Here is a 16,057-nt window from a genome sequence, read left to right on the forward strand (position 1 = left end):
ATGACGAAAATCGCACCATCTATTCTTTCAGCTGACTTCGCCAATTTGGCAAATGAAATTCGAGATGTAGAAAAAGGCGGAGCTGACTACATTCATGTCGATGTCATGGACGGTCATTTTGTCCCAAATATCACAATCGGTCCTCTTATCGTGGAGGCGATTCGTCCTGTGACAAAGCTGCCCCTCGATGTACATTTGATGATCGAAAACCCGGATCAGTACATTGAAGCATTCATCAAGGCTGGAGCGGATATTATTACAGTTCACCAAGAGGCTTGCGTTCATTTGCACCGTACAATCATGATGATTAAGGAGCAAGGAGTAAAAGCTGGTGTTGTATTGAATCCTGCCACTCCAGTAAGCTTGATTGAAGAGATTTTGCCAGAGGTGGATATGGTGTTATTGATGACGGTGAACCCAGGCTTTGGCGGCCAGCGATTTATTCCTTCCGTGTTGAAAAAAGTAGAAGAGCTATCCAGGCTTCGAGAAGCACTCGAACTCGACTTTGAAATTGAGATTGATGGCGGTGTGAATATCGAAACAGCAGGACTATGTACAGATGCCGGTGCGGATGTGCTAGTTGCCGGAAGTGCTGTCTATAATCAGGAAGATCGGGCTGCTGCAATCGCGGCAATCCGGGAAGCAGCTGAATGACGCATGAATACCAAGCTTAGTATCGGGCTTGTCGGCGGTGCGGGAAGACTGCCGGATTTACATTCTGAACATCATCATATATGGATTGGAGCAGATGCGGGAGCACTAGCGCTGGCATCTGCTGGTATCCGAATGAAAGTAGCAGTTGGTGATTTTGATTCTGTGTCGGAAGAAGAATTGATTACGATTCGTCGATACGCAGATCAGGTACTGGTATATCCGCCTGAAAAAGATGAAACGGATTTCGAACTTGCCATCCGGCAAGCAGAAGAAATGGGCGCCGCTGATGTGGCGGTGTATGGGGTAACTGGCGGAAGACTTGATCATGAACTAATCAACATTCAGATGCTTTATCGGCTGCTTGACAGTTTCGAGCAGGCCGTCATCATCGACTGGCAGAATAATATCCGTTTGCATCGACCTGGTACATACCGGATAGAACAAGATGATACATACCGTTATATATCATTTCTTTCCTTCTCTGAGCAAGTTACTGGTCTAACCTTGACTGGCTTTAAATATCCTTTAACAGATGCTTCAATCCATTGGGGAGAAACATTGTCCATCTCTAATGAGCTTGTTGCACAATATGGTACTTATTCATTTGCTTCAGGCATAGTAATAATGATAAAGAGCAAGGATGTTTAAAAGCTACAGCGTTAGGCTGCTTAGGAAAAAGGAGGAAGGGGATCTTATGAAATTTTATACCTTTAAACTCCCGAGGTTCATCGGTGGCTTCGTCCGCGTCATTATCGGAACGTTTAAAAAAGATTAGCACAAAAAAAGCACTCCTTTCGAGAAAGGGTGCTTTTTTTGTCGCATGCGAATGCTACCATAAAAGTATTTTAGAAATGCTATTTATACGCGTTCGATGTTACCTTTTTTAAGTGCACGAGCTGAAACGTAAACTTTTTTCGGTTTACCGTCAACAAGAATGCGAACTTTTTGAACGTTTGCTTTCCAAGTACGTTTATTAGCGTTCATGGCATGAGAACGAGCATTACCAGAACGAGTAGTACGTCCTGTGATTACACATTTGCGTCCCATGTTATCCCTCCTAATATTACGAGTTAGTTTGTAACACTAAACAAATTTATCACAACTCGGCACGTAATGCAATAATCTAACAAAAATATATCAAGAAAAATTACTTGACAGTAAACTGTTTAGCTGGCATTGTAAAAAGGGCTATTTTTAATCCGCTTTCAAATAGCGCTACCATATAGTATAGTAGGAATATATTTGATAAGCGTTAGGAGGAGCCGTATGAGCCTTCATCTGACTTCAGAAGATGGAAACATCACGATCTCAACGGATGTGATCGCAACATTGGCTGGAAGTGCCGCGGAAAAATGCTATGGCATCGTTGGTATGGCTTCCAGACATCAATTACGTGACGGCATAGCAGAAATTCTTCGCAGGGAGAACTACTCGAAAGGGATAGTTGTAACCCAGGCGGACAACAAAGTCCAGATCGACTTACATATTATTGTAAGTTATGGAACGAAGATATCCGAGGTTGCACATAATGTGCAGTCCCAAGTGAAATATACATTGGATCGGGCATTGGGCGTACTGACGAGCTCTGTGAACATTTATATACAAGGCGTCAGTGTTTCTGCAGACTAAGATAGCCGGCAGATTTAAGGAGGAAACAGTTTGAGTGTTGGAAATGTGGATGGAAAGACATTTGCGGGGATGCTTCTGACAGGTGCACATCATCTAGCGAATAACGCTAAGACGATTGATGCGCTGAATGTATTTCCCGTGCCGGATGGCGATACAGGTACAAACATGAATTTGACAATAACGTCTGGGGCAAAAGCTGTACAAGATACCGACAGCGAAGAAGTCGGTGTGCTTGCTGCGGCCTTTGCCAAAGGTCTGCTGATGGGAGCTAGGGGAAACTCTGGTGTCATTCTCTCTCAGCTTTTCCGTGGCTTTGCCAAAGCATTGGAAGGGCAAAAGGATCTGACAGCGGGCAAGCTTGCTAATGCGTTGGATGCTGGTGTCAAATCGGCTTATAAAGCCGTCATGAAGCCAGTGGAAGGGACGATTCTTACTGTAGCGAAGGATGCTGCAGCCGCTGCGGTAGAAAAATCAAAAACTGAAGCTGATCCAATAGAGTTATTCAGATATGTAGTGAAAGCTGCCAAGGAAAGCCTCAGTCGCACGCCTGACCTCCTTCCTGTTTTGAAGGAAGTCGGTGTTGTAGATAGCGGTGGTCAAGGCTTAGTTACTGTTTATGAAGGTTTTCTTGCAGCATTGACAGGAGAAGAGCTGCCTGTAGAGGTGCAGCATGGCAAGATGGAGAATCTCGTGAGTGCAGAGCATCACAAGCAAGCGCAGGATTTCTTGGATACAGCTGATATCACATATGGCTATTGCACGGAATTTATGGTTAAATTAGAAGCAGACAAGCTTCAGGAGAACCCTTTTGATGAGCAGGCTTATCGAGAGGAATTGGACGGACGCGGGGATTCCTTGCTTGTAGTAGCTGATGAAGATGTCGTAAAGGTGCATATTCATACCGAGTATCCTGGTGAAGTGATGACATACAGTCAAGCATTCGGCAGTCTGATCAATATGAAAATAGAAAACATGCGTGAACAGCATGCAGCTATTGTTGGTAATAAAGAAAAGAAGGAACGCAATCAGCACGCCATTGTGACAGTTGCAATGGGTGAAGGTGTGAAAGCATTGTTTGAGAACCTTGGAGCAAATGTCGTCATCTCAGGCGGACAGACTATGAATCCAAGCACCCAGGACATTGCTGACGCCATTAAAACAGCTAACGCAGATTCCGTCTATATCTTGCCTAATAATAAGAATATCATCATGGCTGCTGAGCAGGCAGCTAAAATGGCAGAGGTGCAGTCGTTTGTAGTTCCAACAAAGACGATACCGCAGGGTATGCGATCATTGCTTGCTTTTGATGCTACCCAGTCACCAGATAGCAACGCTGAAGCTATGAAAGATGCAATCTCGCAAGTGAAATCCGGACAAGTGACACATGCTGTTCGTGATACGACAATCGAAGGCGTATCAATAAAAGAAGGTCAATTCATTGCTATTCATGAAAGCAAAATCATAGCAGCTGCTTCTGACGCAGAAGAAGCGTTGGAGCTGCTGCTTGAGCAAATGGTCAGTGAAGAAGATGAATTGATAACAGTTATTCGCGGTGAAGACGCGGAAGAAACTGATGATCGCTTGGAGGATTTTGTTGAAGGAACATTCCCTGAAGCAGAATTGGAGATTCATGAAGGAAATCAGCCTGTCTACACGTACTTGGTAGCAGTTGAATAATGATGGAGAAAGCTCCTTGACGGGAGCTTTTTTCATTGGTTGCAGTAGGAACATATGTGTGATACATGCTAAAATAGAAGAAGAAGGAGTGAGCCTATGAAATATCAATCCGTATTCGATATTATCGGACCGGTCATGGTCGGTCCATCCAGTTCACATACTGCCGGGGCCGCCCGTATTGGCCGCGCCGCAAGACTCATTTTTGGAATAGAGCCGACTTGGGCTACGGTCCATCTGTATGGATCATTCGCGAAAACGTATCGCGGTCATGGTACGGACCTAGCTATTGCTGGTGGTCTGCTTGGCTATGATACAGATGATGATCGAATCAGGTTCGCATTGGAAACAGCCGAAAAACATAATATGAAAATCGAATTCATTGAAGATACAGCTGCTACGGAACATCCAAATACAGCAAGAATTAAGCTGGGAACAAAAGACAGCAGCATGGAGCTGGTCGGTATTTCTATCGGCGGCGGAAAAGTAGAGATCACAGAGCTAAACGGCTTTGAACTGCGTATGTCAGGTAATAAGCCCGCTATTTTGATCATGCATAATGATCGTTTTGGCGCGATAGCTTCCGTGACTCAAATTTTAGCGCAGCACGAGATAAATATAGCGCATATGGAAGTTTCCCGGAAGGATGTCGGGAAGGATGCGCTTATGGTAATCGAGACGGATCAAAACGTGGATGATGATGTGATGCAGGTTTTAGAAAAAGCTTCGCACATCAACCGTGTATCCCGCTTGATGAATTAAACAGGAGGAATGAATATGTTTCGCAATGTAGCGGAATTGCTTGAACAAGCGAATGCAGACAGTATATCTATTTCAGAAGTGATGATCCGCCAGGAAATGGATATACATCAGCGTTCCCGTGAGGAAGTCATGGGCCAGATGGAACGGAACCTGCAAATCATGGAAGAAGCAGTAGAACGCGGATTAAAGGGGGTTACATCCCATTCTGGTTTGACAGGAAATGATGCTGTATTACTTCAGCAATATATGGCGAAGGGCAACACGCTTTCTGGTCATCTGCTTTTAGATGCTGTCAGTAAAGCGGTGGCGACGAACGAAGTCAATGCTGCAATGGGGATGATTTGTGCTACTCCGACTGCAGGCAGTGCCGGATGTGTACCAGGAGCTCTCTTCGCGGTTAAAGAAAGATTGAATCCTACCCGGGAACAAATGGTGCATTTCTTATTTACAGCTGGAGCTTTCGGATTCGTTGTGGCTAACAATGCATCTATCAGCGGTGCTGAAGGTGGTTGTCAGGCGGAAGTAGGTTCTGCAGCGGCGATGGCTAGTGCAGCTGTCGTGGAAATGGCTGGCGGTACACCAGAACAAAGTGCCGAAGCATTTGCAATTACGTTAAAAAACATGCTCGGACTTGTATGTGATCCAGTTGCTGGACTGGTAGAAGTGCCGTGTATCAAACGAAACGCTGCTGGAGCATCTAATGCAATCGTATCAGCTGATATGGCACTTGCTGGAATTACAAGCAGAATACCTTGCGATGAGGTAATTGGGGCTATGTACCGGATCGGTAAGAGTATGCCATCAGCCCTTCGAGAAACTGCAGAGGGTGGTCTGGCTGCCACGCCGACAGGGCGCAGATTGGCCGATATGATTTATGGGATAACGAAAGGGAAAGAGTGAGGAATGTGTTAAAGCAACCGGTTGATCAAGTCAAGGGAATCGGTGCAAAGCTTGCGGAAGGATTGGCGAATATGGGGATCTTCACAGTCGAAGATCTCCTTTTTCATCTGCCGTATCGGTATGATGTCTTCGATGTCCAGCCGTTAGCTGAACTGATTCATGATGATAAAGTGACGATTGAAGGTGAAATAGCCTCACCGGCTCAAGTGCAATATTACGGACGGAAAAAGAACAAACTAACTGTAACGCTCTTGGTTGAGAACGTTGCAGTGAAGGCGATCATGTTCAATCGTGCATTTGCCCAGAAACAGCTTATGCCGGGCAAAAAGGTAACGATGACAGGTAAATGGGATCAGCATCGTCTGCAGCTTACTGTCAGTAACTTCAAGGTTGGCGGAGCAGATGAGCTGACTCCTGTGCAGCCAGTCTATGGTGTGAAAGGTACAGTAACGGTTCGACAACTGCAAAAAAGCGTGAAGCAGGCGCTGGAACAGTATGATGAAGACATCGAGGAAATTCTGCCAGCGTCATTTTTAACATCATATAAAATGCCAGATCGAAAAACAGCATTGCATTATATGCACTTTCCGCCTGACAGACAGGCGCTGGCTCATGGTCGTAGACGATTCACATATGAAGAATTTTTATTGTTCCAGCTGAAAATGCAATTTATCCGAAAACAAAAACGAGAAGCATCTGCTGGAGGAAGCTTAGCTTATGATCACGAGCAGGTACAAGCTTTTGTAGCCACTCTTCCTTTTACGTTGACGAACGCCCAGCAGCGTGTGCTGAAGGATATTATGCGGGACTTACATTCTTCCTACCGAATGAACCGTCTCTTACAAGGAGATGTTGGATCTGGTAAAACAGCTGTCGCAGCTGTTGCCCTTTATGCGGCAGTTACAGCAGGTAAACAGGGTGCGATTATGGTTCCGACAGAGATTTTAGCAGAACAGCACGCCCAGTCATTAACTAGTATGCTGGATGGTTTTGCCACAGTAGCACTGCTCACTGGTAGTGTCAAAGGCAAGCGCCGGAAAGCAGTCCTCGAACAGATTGTAAATGGAGAAGTAGACATTGTTGTCGGGACACACGCACTGATTCAGGATGAAGTACATTTTAAAGATCTTGCTCTAGCTATTGTTGACGAACAGCATCGATTCGGTGTTGCACAGCGCCGGACACTTCGAGATAAAGGCCTTCATCCGGATGTTCTGTTCATGACTGCTACGCCGATTCCGCGGACCCTGGCCATCACTGCATTCGGAGATATGGATGTATCAGCTATAGATGAGATGCCAGCAGGGCGTAAAGAAATAGAAACGTATTGGGTTAAGGAAAATACGATAGATCGGGTGCTGGATTTCATCCGGAAAGAAGTCGCGGCCGGTCATCAGGCGTATGTCATAAGCCCACTGATTGAGGAATCGGACAAGCTGGACATCCAGAATGCCGTCGATCTTCATCAGATGCTTGCTGCTGTTTTTGAGCCGGATATTCGAGTCGGGCTCATGCATGGACGCTTGCCATCTGATGAAAAAGACGCGGTTATGAAGGAATTCGCCGACAATGAAACCCAAGTTCTTGTGTCTACCACAGTAGTAGAAGTTGGCGTGAACGTTCCGAATGCCACGCTGATGATCATCTATGATGCAGAACGATTCGGGCTATCTCAGCTGCATCAGCTACGGGGGCGTGTAGGTCGCGGAGATGCACAAAGTTACTGTATATTAATTGCCGAACCAAAAGGGGAAATTGGGAAAGAACGCATGCGCATCATGACAGAAACAACGAATGGATTTGAGCTGTCTGAGCAAGATTTACAGCTACGAGGTCCTGGTGATTTCTTCGGGAAAAAGCAGAGCGGGATACCGGAATTCAAGGTTGGTGATATGGTGCACGATTATCGAGCGCTGGAAACAGCGCGTAAAGATGCAGAGCAAATCATTGCAGAAGAAAGAATGGAAAATGACCCCGCATATCGCAATTTATTGCAAGCGTTGGATACAGAGTTTGCACTGAACGGGAACGTGCTCGACTGAAAACGGCTGTTGCAAATTCTGGTCTGCTATTATATATTACTTTTAGTACCTAGTCTTAATTTTGGCGGTGGAGAAATGAGAAGAAGCAAAAAAGACAGACAGGACTTACTGCGGGAAACGATTGAAAAAACACCGTTCATTACAGACGAGGAATTGGCGAAGAAATTTGCTGTCAGTATTCAGACAATCCGATTGGACCGAATGGAACTGACAATTCCGGAGCTGCGGGAACGGATTAAGCACGTCGCTCATTCCCAATGGGATGAAACCGTGAAATCCATTAACATTGATGAAGTGATCGGAGAAATCATTGACTTAGAACTGGATGAACGGGCGATCAGTATATTGGATATTAAACCAGAGCATGTTTTCACACGGAACCAGATTGCCAGAGGGCATCATCTGTTTGCGCAGGCCAATTCCTTAGCGGTCGCGCTGATCGATGATCCGTTCGCACTCACCTTCCACTCGGAAATCACCTTTACCAGACAGGTGAAACTCCATGAGCGGGTAGTAGCCAAAGCGAAAGTCATTCGTCAGGACAGGAAGCGGACGGTCATCCAAGTGGATAGTGCTGTTGATCAAGAAGAAGTATTTAAAGGTACGTTCGAGATGTTCCGCTCGAGCGTTAAGGAAGGGAAATAAGATATGCGAATTGCAATCGACGCAATGGGTGGCGACAACGCACCAGAAGAGATAGTAAAAGGTGCCGTGCTAGCAGCTACAGAGGATGCATCCCTGGAGCTGACACTGGTTGGAGATCAAAGTATGATCGAACCGCATCTTGGCGAGGTCCGTCCAGCTAACATCCGGATCATACATACAGAGGAGTACATTACAGCAGATGATGAACCTGTCCGGGCAATCCGGCGAAAGAAGCAGTCGTCTCTTGTATTGACTGCGCAGGAAGTAAAAGAAGGTCGAGCTGATGCTTGTATTTCAGCGGGAAATACAGGTGCCATTATGACAGCAGGGCTGATGATTGTTGGCCGTATTAAAGGCATCGAACGGCCGGCATTGTCGCCAACTCTTCCGACGGTGGATGGAAAAGGATTTGTCCTGCTTGATGTCGGCGCCAATATTGACGCCAAAGCAAACCATCTATTACAATACGGCGTAATGGGCTCCATCTATGCGGAGAAAGTTCGCGGAATAAAAAATCCTCGTGTAGGATTGCTCAATGTAGGCACGGAAGACGGTAAGGGCAATGATCTTACGAAGAAAGCTTTCGAGCTTCTCAGTGATGCACCAATAAACTTTATTGGTAATGTAGAAGGCCGTGATTTCCTTTCCGGAGATTTTGATGTTGTTGTGACAGACGGCTTTAGCGGTAATATAGCCCTGAAAACAATAGAAGGAGCAGCGTCGATGTTCTTCTCGACAATCAAGAAGGCCTTCTTGAAAAACACGAAGACAAAGCTTGCAGCAGCTATGATGAAACCACAGCTGAAGGAAATTAAAGCAAGCACAGAATATGCAGAATATGGCGGTGCTGCTTTGTTTGGCCTTGCTGCACCTTTTGTAAAGGCGCACGGTTCCTCCAATGCGCGCGCTATCCAAGTTGCTATTTTGCAAACAAAACAAATGGCAGAAAATAATGTAACAGGAATTATCAAAGATACAATCCAGAGCATAAAGAAAGACGAGGAGGACGTTAAGTGAAACGAGTAGCTTTTGTGTTTCCTGGACAAGGCTCACAAGCAGTGGGCATGGGACAGGAAATGTACAACGAATATGATGAAGTGAAAAGTCTTTTCCAAGCGGCAGACGAATTATTGCCGCAGCCAATTACACCCTTAATGTTTGAGGGACCGGCAGAAGAACTGACGAAGACAGAAAATGCACAGCCGGCATTGCTTCTGACAAGTGCTGCTATCTACCAGGTATTGCAGAATGAAGGTGTTAGACCAGTCGTTACAGCCGGACACAGTTTAGGAGAATACAGTGCACTTGTTGCGGCTGGTGTTTTCCGTGCAGAAGAAGCTGCTGTACTCGTTAACAAGCGTGGTCAGCTGATGGAAAAGGCTTATCCATCAGGACAAGGTTCTATGGCTGCAGTGCTAGGCCTGAGTTTGGAAGATATCAAGACTGCTCTTCAAACAGTTGATACAGAGCATGGTGAAATTGTCGATGCTGCGAATATCAACTGCCCTGGTCAGATTGTCATTTCCGGTACGAAAAAAGGAATCGAACTTGCAGAGCCGCTTTTGAAAGAAGCTGGAGCTAAACGTGTGCTTCCGCTGAATGTCAGCGGTCCATTCCACTCTCGTTTAATGAAACAAGCTGCGGAAGAGTTCGCATCTGTACTTGCAGACGTCGAGAAAGCTGATGCATCGATTCCAGTTTATGCAAACGTAACAGCAGAAAAAGTGCTAGATCAGAAAGAGATCGAGCAGTTACTCGTGCAGCAGTTGTACTCACCGGTCCGTTTCGAAGAGACTGTTGTCAATATGCTTAAAAATGACGAACTTGATGCTATTGTCGAAGTGGGACCTGGTAAAGTGCTAAGCGGATTAGTGAAGAAAATCAACCGCCGTACGACAACGTTCAATGTACAAGATCCCGAATCACTGCAAGCGTTCTTGACGTGGTACAAGGAGGAAGAATAAATGCTATCAGGTAAAGCTGCACTAGTTACAGGTGCATCACGAGGAATTGGCAGAGAAATCGCGCTAGAACTTGCGCGTAATGGAGTGAACGTAGCGGTAAACTACTCTGGAAGCAAAGAAAAGGCAGAGGCAGTTGCAGAGGAAATCCGTGCCCTTGGGCAGGAATCGGTTGTAATCCAGGCGAATGTAGCAGAAGAAGAAAGCGTAAAAGATATGGTCAAGCAGACTATAGAAGCATTCGGAAGTTTGGACATACTAGTGAATAATGCTGGTATTACGCGAGATAACTTGCTTATGCGTATGAAGGAAGAGGATTTCGATGCAGTCATCCAGACGAATTTGAAAGGTGTATTCCTTTGCACGAAAGCAGTAACGCGTCAAATGATGAAACAAAAAGCTGGCCGTATTATCAATGTAGCGAGCATTGTTGGTGTCAGCGGTAATCCTGGCCAAGCTAACTATGTTGCTGCAAAAGCAGGAGTCATTGGGTTAACGAAAACTGCAGCCAAAGAGTTGGCTGCGCGAAACGTTCTTGTGAATGCTGTTGCTCCAGGATTCATCACAACTGATATGACGGATGAAATGACAGATGAGCAGAAACAAGCGATGCAAAGCATGATTCCGCTAGGTAAACCTGGAAAGCCGGAAGACGTTGCACGTGTCGTTCGTTTTCTTGCGTCAGAAGATAGCAATTACATTACTGGTCAAACGATTCATATCGATGGCGGCATGGTAATGTAATACAATGAAAAAACTGTAGTTTTCCGGGACGAAATGTCCTATAATAACGAAGGGAGGTGAATTTCCTATGGCAGATGTATTCGAGCAAGTAAAGCAAATCGTTATTGATCGTCTTGATGTAGACGAATCCAAAGTAACACTAGAGGCTTCTTTCAAAGAAGATCTAGATGCAGATTCCCTTGATGTTGTGGAATTGGTTATGGAATTGGAAGATCAATTCGACATGGAAATTTCTGATGAAGATGCTGAAAAAATCGCTACTGTTGGCGACGCTGTAAACTACATAAACAGCAAACAGTAAGATTTAAATATGATGCATAGGAGAAAGTCCCGTCACTTTGTAGGCGGGACTTTCTCCGCATCATCACAACAATTGGAAAGTGGGGACAGCAGAATGAGCCTATTTAAACTGCAGGAGAAGCTTGGAATCCATTTCCACGATGAAGCTTTGTTGCAGAATGCCTTGACCCATTCATCTTATGTGAATGAACATCGTCACCTGAAGAAGACGGATAACGAACGATTGGAATTCCTCGGCGATGCTGTATTGGAGCTTGGTGTATCACAATTTCTGTACAAGCATTATCCTGATATGCCGGAAGGGAATATGACGAAGCTTCGTGCTGCTATAGTTAGAGAGGAATCCCTCGTACTCTTTGCTAAAGAAATGGATCTTGGTACATATGTGCTGCTCGGAAAAGGAGAAGAGCGCACGGGGGGCAGAACACGTCCTGCATTGTTAGCTGATGTGTTCGAGGCATTTGTCGGTGCATTGTATCTCGACCAGGATTTCGATGTGGTACTCGGATTTTTCGAAAAAATCGTCTTTCCAAAAATCAGCCAAGGTGCTTTTTCACATGCGATGGATTACAAGAGCAGACTGCAGGAGGTTATTCAGCAGGATAAAGATAAAGTGATTACGTATACAATTGTTGATGAAAGAGGTCCTGCTCATAGCCGTGAATTCGTTGCAGAGCTGAAGGTTCAGGGAGAACTTGTCGGTACAGGAGTAGGCCGGACCAAAAAGGAAGCAGAACAGCAGGCTGCCCGTATTGCTTTGGAAGCTTTAACTGAATAGAAAAAACGGCGGAGAGCAAGTTAGCCTCCGCCGTTTTTTATTTTCGGTAGTTCGCCAGCTCCTGGATAAATGCTTCTGTCTCAGATACACTGAGCTGTCCTTTTGATTCAATATGATCATATAAAAACTTAATATCATCATACTTCTCAATCTGGTAGTCTTCTGGCTGCATGATAGAACGGTTGACGACGACAAGCCGGTCGGCGATGCCATTAATGAGGATGGACAAATTCTCCTCAGATGCCTGTTCGAGCTTCATGGGCGAGCCTCCTTTGACGTAATTGATACCTATTATGTACCTTTAGTTTATGATAAAATAAATAAGTTAAAAACAAAAGAGAAACCATTAATAATGCAGAAATAAGCGATAAGCTTTCAATATAGGAGAATGAGTATGTTCCTGAAACGATTAGAAACCGTCGGATTCAAATCATTTGCCGAAAAAGTGACACTTGATTTTGTACCAGGTGTAACGGCAGTGGTAGGTCCGAATGGAAGCGGGAAAAGTAATATAACCGATGCCATCCGTTGGGTATTAGGCGAGCAGTCGGCAAAAAGTCTGCGAGGATCCAAAATGGAAGATATTATCTTCCAGGGCAGTGATACGAGAAAAGCGCTTAATGTAGCGGAAGTGACACTTGTATTGGACAATGCCGATCAGACGTTACCGCTGGAGTATCAGGAAGTGAGTGTGACCAGACGGGTATTCCGTTCTGGAGAAAGCCAGTTTTTGATCAATAACCAAAGCTGCCGTCTGAAAGATATCATTGACTTGTTCATGGATTCTGGATTAGGAAGAGAAGCCTTCTCCATTATTAGTCAAGGGAAGGTAGAGGAAATCCTAAGCTCCAAACCAGAAGAAAGGCGGTCTATCTTCGAAGAAGCTGCAGGCGTTTTAAAATACAAGCAGCGAAAGAAGAAGGCAGAATATAAGTTAGCAGAAACGCAGGAGAATTTAAACCGAGTAGAAGATATTACGTATGAAATTGAAGGACAGCTTGAACCATTGCGTGAACAAGCTGCTATCGCAAAAGATTTTCTGGAGAAAAAAGCCCAGTTGAAAGATGTCGAAATCGGATTGCTAGTTGCGGAGATTGAGCAATTACATAAGGAGTGGCAAGCGGTTCTCCAAGAGCTTGAAGTAAATAAACGTGAGCTTGAAGTACAGAAGCAGTCAATTGGAGAAAAAGAACAGCTGCTTGAGTCGGAGAAGACAGAATTACATGCGCTGGATGCCTCTATTGACGAACTGCAAGCCTCCTTGTTAATCGTGACACAAGAGCTTGAGAATTTGGAAGGCAAGAAACAGCTTTTGAATGAGCGTTCCAAGCATCTTGCAGAAAACAAAGAAAAGCTGGAAAAAGATACTGAACAGCTTGGAATCACATTAGAGCAGCAGTTGAAACAACTGGACCAGGAGCAAGCAGCTCTGGTTACGTTGGATACAGAGAACAAAGCAATTAAATCAGACTTGCGATCTTTGGACAAACAGCTATCCCGTACGCAGGAAGATTTGAGTGAACAAATCGAAGAAAAGAAAAGCGATTATATCGATTTACTGAATGAACAAGCTGCTAAGCGGAATGAGACTAACTCACTCAAACAGCAGCTCACTGGTATTGATGCGAAAAAAGAACGTCAGCGTACAAAATACAAAGACGTCGTTTTGAATCGTGATGAAATTAGTGAAAAAAGAGAGCAATTGTCTGAGAGTCTCAAAGATGCTACCGAAAGCCGCGAGCGTGCTGAGGAGAAAGCAGATTCACTTCGGATGGAAGCAGCTCAAAAACGGGAGCAGTATCAAGAAGCACAGAACAAGCTGTACACCGGGTACCAGCATATTGAGAAGCTTCGTTCCAAGCAGGAAATGCTGCAAGAGATGAAAGAGGAGTTCCAAGGATTTTTCCAAGGGGTAAAAGCAGTCCTCAAAGCGCGCCAAGATCAAAAGCTCGAGGGAATTGAGGGTGCTGTCATCGAATTAATTGATGTACCATCTGCGTATGTCACTGCGATGGAGACAGCTCTTGGAGGTCAAGCCCAGCATATCGTGGTCGATACGGAAGCAAGTGCCCGTCAGGCAATCAATTGGCTGAAACAGACACATAACGGCCGTGCGACATTCTTGCCGCTTTCATCGATTCAGCCAAAACAGATCCCTGTGAATGTACTGGGCAATGCTTCCACTCGGGAAGGATTCATCGGTATTGCAGCAGATCTCATTCAGGTTGATCCCCAGTACAAGCGGGCAGTTGATTTCCTGTTAGGTAATGTGGTCATCGCAGAAGACCTTCAGCATGCCAATGACATTGCTGCTGCTCTTGGCAGACGTTACCGCGTTGTTACGCTGACAGGTGATGTTGTAAACCCTGGAGGATCTATGACTGGCGGAGCGCAAAAGCGCAACAGTCAATCTTTGTTTACAAGAGAAAAGGAAATGCAGGAAGTCACGGAGAAACTGTCTGATTTCCAGGCACGTACGGAGGTATTCGAACGTAAAGTCGCGCAGCTGAAAGAAGAACTTCAGCAATTGGAAACTTCAGCAGAGGAAACCCGACATAGCTTGAAGCAGCTGCAGGAAGCGGAACAGGAGCTCCAGGCAGCATTCACCGAAACGAGCATCCGCTTTATGCATGCCAATGATAATCTCACTATGTATGACCAGGATAATGCGCAGTATGACACAGAACGAGAAGAAGTGGAAAAACGCATCGAGCAGCTCCAGGCAGAACTTGCCGGTTTGGACCAGCAGCTCCAGGATATTCAACGGGAGATTAGTGAACTGACAGAAGCTCACCAGGCATGGCAGCAGACTAAGGAAATTAAACGGGAAGAACATCAGGCACTCCAGATACGGTCTGCAGAAAGCCTTGCTAAGCTTGAAAACCAGCAGCAGCGGCTCAGTGAGTTTACAGAACAGCTAGAGCTGACGAAGCAGAAGTATGAAGAACAGCAGCGGGTGCTGCAGCAAATGGCTGAAGTTGGTGAGAAAGGACAGACAGAGGAAGAGATTGCAGAGCTGATCACAGTGAAGCAACAGCACAAGCAGCAGACAACAACACTGATCGAGGAACGTAAAGCAGAACGGCAGGAGCGCTATGACTGGGTGCAGCAAGAAGAGCTGTCTGTTAAAGAAGCAAATCGTCTTCATCAGAATCTGGTGCAGCAAGTACAAGATCAGGAAGTCCGCTCGAACCGTTTGGATGTAGAGCTGGAAAACCGTCTGATGAATTTGCAGCAAAGCTATTCCCTGACCTTTGAAAAAGCATTGGCGACGTTTGGTAGAGCAGAAGATATCGAAACTGCCCAAACTGAAGTTAAGCTGATTAAGCGTGCTATTTCGGAACTCGGCAGCGTCAATGTAGGTGCAATAGAGGAATTTGACCGGATTAATGAAAGATACAGCTTCCTTACTGAACAAAAGGACGACCTTTATCAGGCGAAATCAACTTTGCTTGCCGTTATTGACGAAATGGATGAAGAAATGAAACGTCTGTTCGAAGATGTGTTCAATAAAATAAAAACAGAATTCACGGAAGTGTTCCGTTCGCTCTTTGGCGGAGGACACGCGGAGCTGAAGCTGACCGATTCTGATAATCTGCTTGATACTGGAGTTGATATTATCGCGCAGCCGCCAGGTAAGAAACTGCAGAATCTAGGTTTGCTTTCGGGCGGAGAGCGTGCTTTGACAGCAATTGCCTTGCTGTTTGCCATTTTGCGTGTAAGGCCTGTACCATTCTGTATCCTGGACGAAGTGGAAGCAGCTCTGGATGACGCAAACGTCAGCCGCTTTGCTCAATACATGAAGCAATTCAGCGAAAAGACCCAGTTCATTGCCATAACACACAGAAAAGGTACAATGGAGGAAGCAGACGTTCTCTATGGTGTGACGATGCAGGAATCCGGCGTTTCTAGATTGGTTTCTGTCCGTCTGGAAGACGCGCCTGCACTAGTGAAGGTATAAGAAAGGA

General features: G+C 45.4%; 17 protein-coding genes. 15 read left to right on the forward strand and 2 right to left on the reverse strand.

Going from position 1 to position 16,057, the window contains the following annotated elements; translation table 11 throughout:
- From rpe to spoVM, 3 genes are read left to right on the forward strand one after another with little or no spacing between them, the layout of a single operon-like run.
- Complete coding sequence (gene rpe, locus CHH48_RS01700; RefSeq protein WP_095218069.1) at window positions 1-654, forward strand: ribulose-phosphate 3-epimerase; 654 nt, start codon at window positions 1-3, stop codon at window positions 652-654.
- Between the two features lie 3 nt (window positions 655-657).
- Window positions 658-1,302 carry a thiamine diphosphokinase gene (locus CHH48_RS01705; protein ID WP_095217621.1) on the forward strand — a complete coding sequence of 215 codons (645 nt, stop codon included), beginning with the start codon at window positions 658-660 and terminating at the stop codon, window positions 1,300-1,302.
- 46 nt (window positions 1,303-1,348) lie between these two features.
- On the forward strand, window positions 1,349-1,429 hold the full coding sequence (gene spoVM / locus CHH48_RS01710) for a stage V sporulation protein SpoVM (RefSeq protein ID WP_077309667.1): 81 nt from the start codon (window positions 1,349-1,351) through the stop codon (window positions 1,427-1,429).
- 83 nt (window positions 1,430-1,512) lie between these two features.
- Here spoVM and rpmB read toward each other — a convergent pair whose 3' ends face one another.
- The gene (rpmB, locus tag CHH48_RS01715; protein WP_038560076.1) at window positions 1,513-1,701 is read right to left on the reverse strand and encodes a 50S ribosomal protein L28; all 189 of its coding nucleotides are present in this window, start codon (window positions 1,699-1,701) and stop codon (window positions 1,513-1,515) included.
- Between the two features lie 219 nt (window positions 1,702-1,920).
- Between rpmB and CHH48_RS01720 the strand changes: the two genes are divergently transcribed.
- The 11 genes from CHH48_RS01720 (at window position 1,921) to rnc (ending at window position 12,089) form a co-directional block, all read left to right on the forward strand.
- Window positions 1,921-2,283, forward strand: a complete 363-nt coding sequence (locus tag CHH48_RS01720) for an Asp23/Gls24 family envelope stress response protein (RefSeq protein ID WP_095217622.1) — start codon at window positions 1,921-1,923, stop codon at window positions 2,281-2,283.
- 30 nt (window positions 2,284-2,313) lie between these two features.
- Complete coding sequence (locus CHH48_RS01725; RefSeq protein WP_095217623.1) at window positions 2,314-3,960, forward strand: DAK2 domain-containing protein; 1,647 nt, start codon at window positions 2,314-2,316, stop codon at window positions 3,958-3,960.
- A 96-nt stretch (window positions 3,961-4,056) separates the two neighbouring features.
- Window positions 4,057-4,719, forward strand: a complete 663-nt coding sequence (gene sdaAB, locus CHH48_RS01730) for an L-serine ammonia-lyase, iron-sulfur-dependent subunit beta (protein WP_095217624.1) — start codon at window positions 4,057-4,059, stop codon at window positions 4,717-4,719.
- Window positions 4,720-4,734: 15 nt separating this feature from the next.
- Window positions 4,735-5,619 (forward strand): L-serine ammonia-lyase, iron-sulfur-dependent, subunit alpha, encoded by an 885-nt coding sequence (gene sdaAA / locus CHH48_RS01735; protein WP_095217625.1) that lies wholly within the window; start codon window positions 4,735-4,737, stop codon window positions 5,617-5,619.
- Window positions 5,620-5,624: 5 nt separating this feature from the next.
- Window positions 5,625-7,661, forward strand: coding sequence for an ATP-dependent DNA helicase RecG (gene recG / locus CHH48_RS01740; RefSeq protein ID WP_245840279.1), 2,037 nt, complete (start codon window positions 5,625-5,627; stop codon window positions 7,659-7,661).
- A gap of 75 nt (window positions 7,662-7,736) precedes the next feature.
- Window positions 7,737-8,306 (forward strand): transcription factor FapR, encoded by a 570-nt coding sequence (fapR, locus tag CHH48_RS01745; RefSeq protein ID WP_095217627.1) that lies wholly within the window; start codon window positions 7,737-7,739, stop codon window positions 8,304-8,306.
- 3 nt (window positions 8,307-8,309) lie between these two features.
- Window positions 8,310-9,323, forward strand: a complete 1,014-nt coding sequence (gene plsX, locus CHH48_RS01750; protein ID WP_095217628.1) for a phosphate acyltransferase PlsX — start codon at window positions 8,310-8,312, stop codon at window positions 9,321-9,323.
- Window positions 9,320-10,270, forward strand: a complete 951-nt coding sequence (gene fabD / locus CHH48_RS01755) for an ACP S-malonyltransferase (RefSeq protein WP_095217629.1) — start codon at window positions 9,320-9,322, stop codon at window positions 10,268-10,270. Before plsX ends, fabD begins: the two co-directional genes overlap by 4 nt.
- Window positions 10,271-11,011, forward strand: a complete 741-nt coding sequence (gene fabG / locus CHH48_RS01760; protein WP_095217630.1) for a 3-oxoacyl-[acyl-carrier-protein] reductase — start codon at window positions 10,271-10,273, stop codon at window positions 11,009-11,011. It abuts the gene before it with no gap.
- Between the two features lie 67 nt (window positions 11,012-11,078).
- Window positions 11,079-11,312 carry an acyl carrier protein gene (gene acpP, locus CHH48_RS01765; protein WP_038560102.1) on the forward strand — a complete coding sequence of 78 codons (234 nt, stop codon included), beginning with the start codon at window positions 11,079-11,081 and terminating at the stop codon, window positions 11,310-11,312.
- 93 nt (window positions 11,313-11,405) lie between these two features.
- Window positions 11,406-12,089 carry a ribonuclease III gene (gene rnc / locus CHH48_RS01770; protein ID WP_095217631.1) on the forward strand — a complete coding sequence of 228 codons (684 nt, stop codon included), beginning with the start codon at window positions 11,406-11,408 and terminating at the stop codon, window positions 12,087-12,089.
- A gap of 37 nt (window positions 12,090-12,126) precedes the next feature.
- Here rnc and CHH48_RS01775 read toward each other — a convergent pair whose 3' ends face one another.
- Window positions 12,127-12,348 (reverse strand): DUF1128 domain-containing protein, encoded by a 222-nt coding sequence (locus tag CHH48_RS01775; RefSeq protein WP_038560108.1) that lies wholly within the window; start codon window positions 12,346-12,348, stop codon window positions 12,127-12,129.
- A gap of 135 nt (window positions 12,349-12,483) precedes the next feature.
- Here CHH48_RS01775 and smc point away from each other — a divergent pair, with 135 nt between their 5' ends.
- Complete coding sequence (gene smc, locus CHH48_RS01780) at window positions 12,484-16,050, forward strand: chromosome segregation protein SMC (RefSeq protein ID WP_095217632.1); 3,567 nt, start codon at window positions 12,484-12,486, stop codon at window positions 16,048-16,050.
- The last annotated feature ends 7 nt before the right edge of the window (window positions 16,051-16,057 follow it).

Source organism: Terribacillus saccharophilus, assembly GCF_002272075.1.
Classification (GTDB): domain Bacteria; phylum Bacillota; class Bacilli; order Bacillales; family Amphibacillaceae; genus Terribacillus; species Terribacillus saccharophilus_A.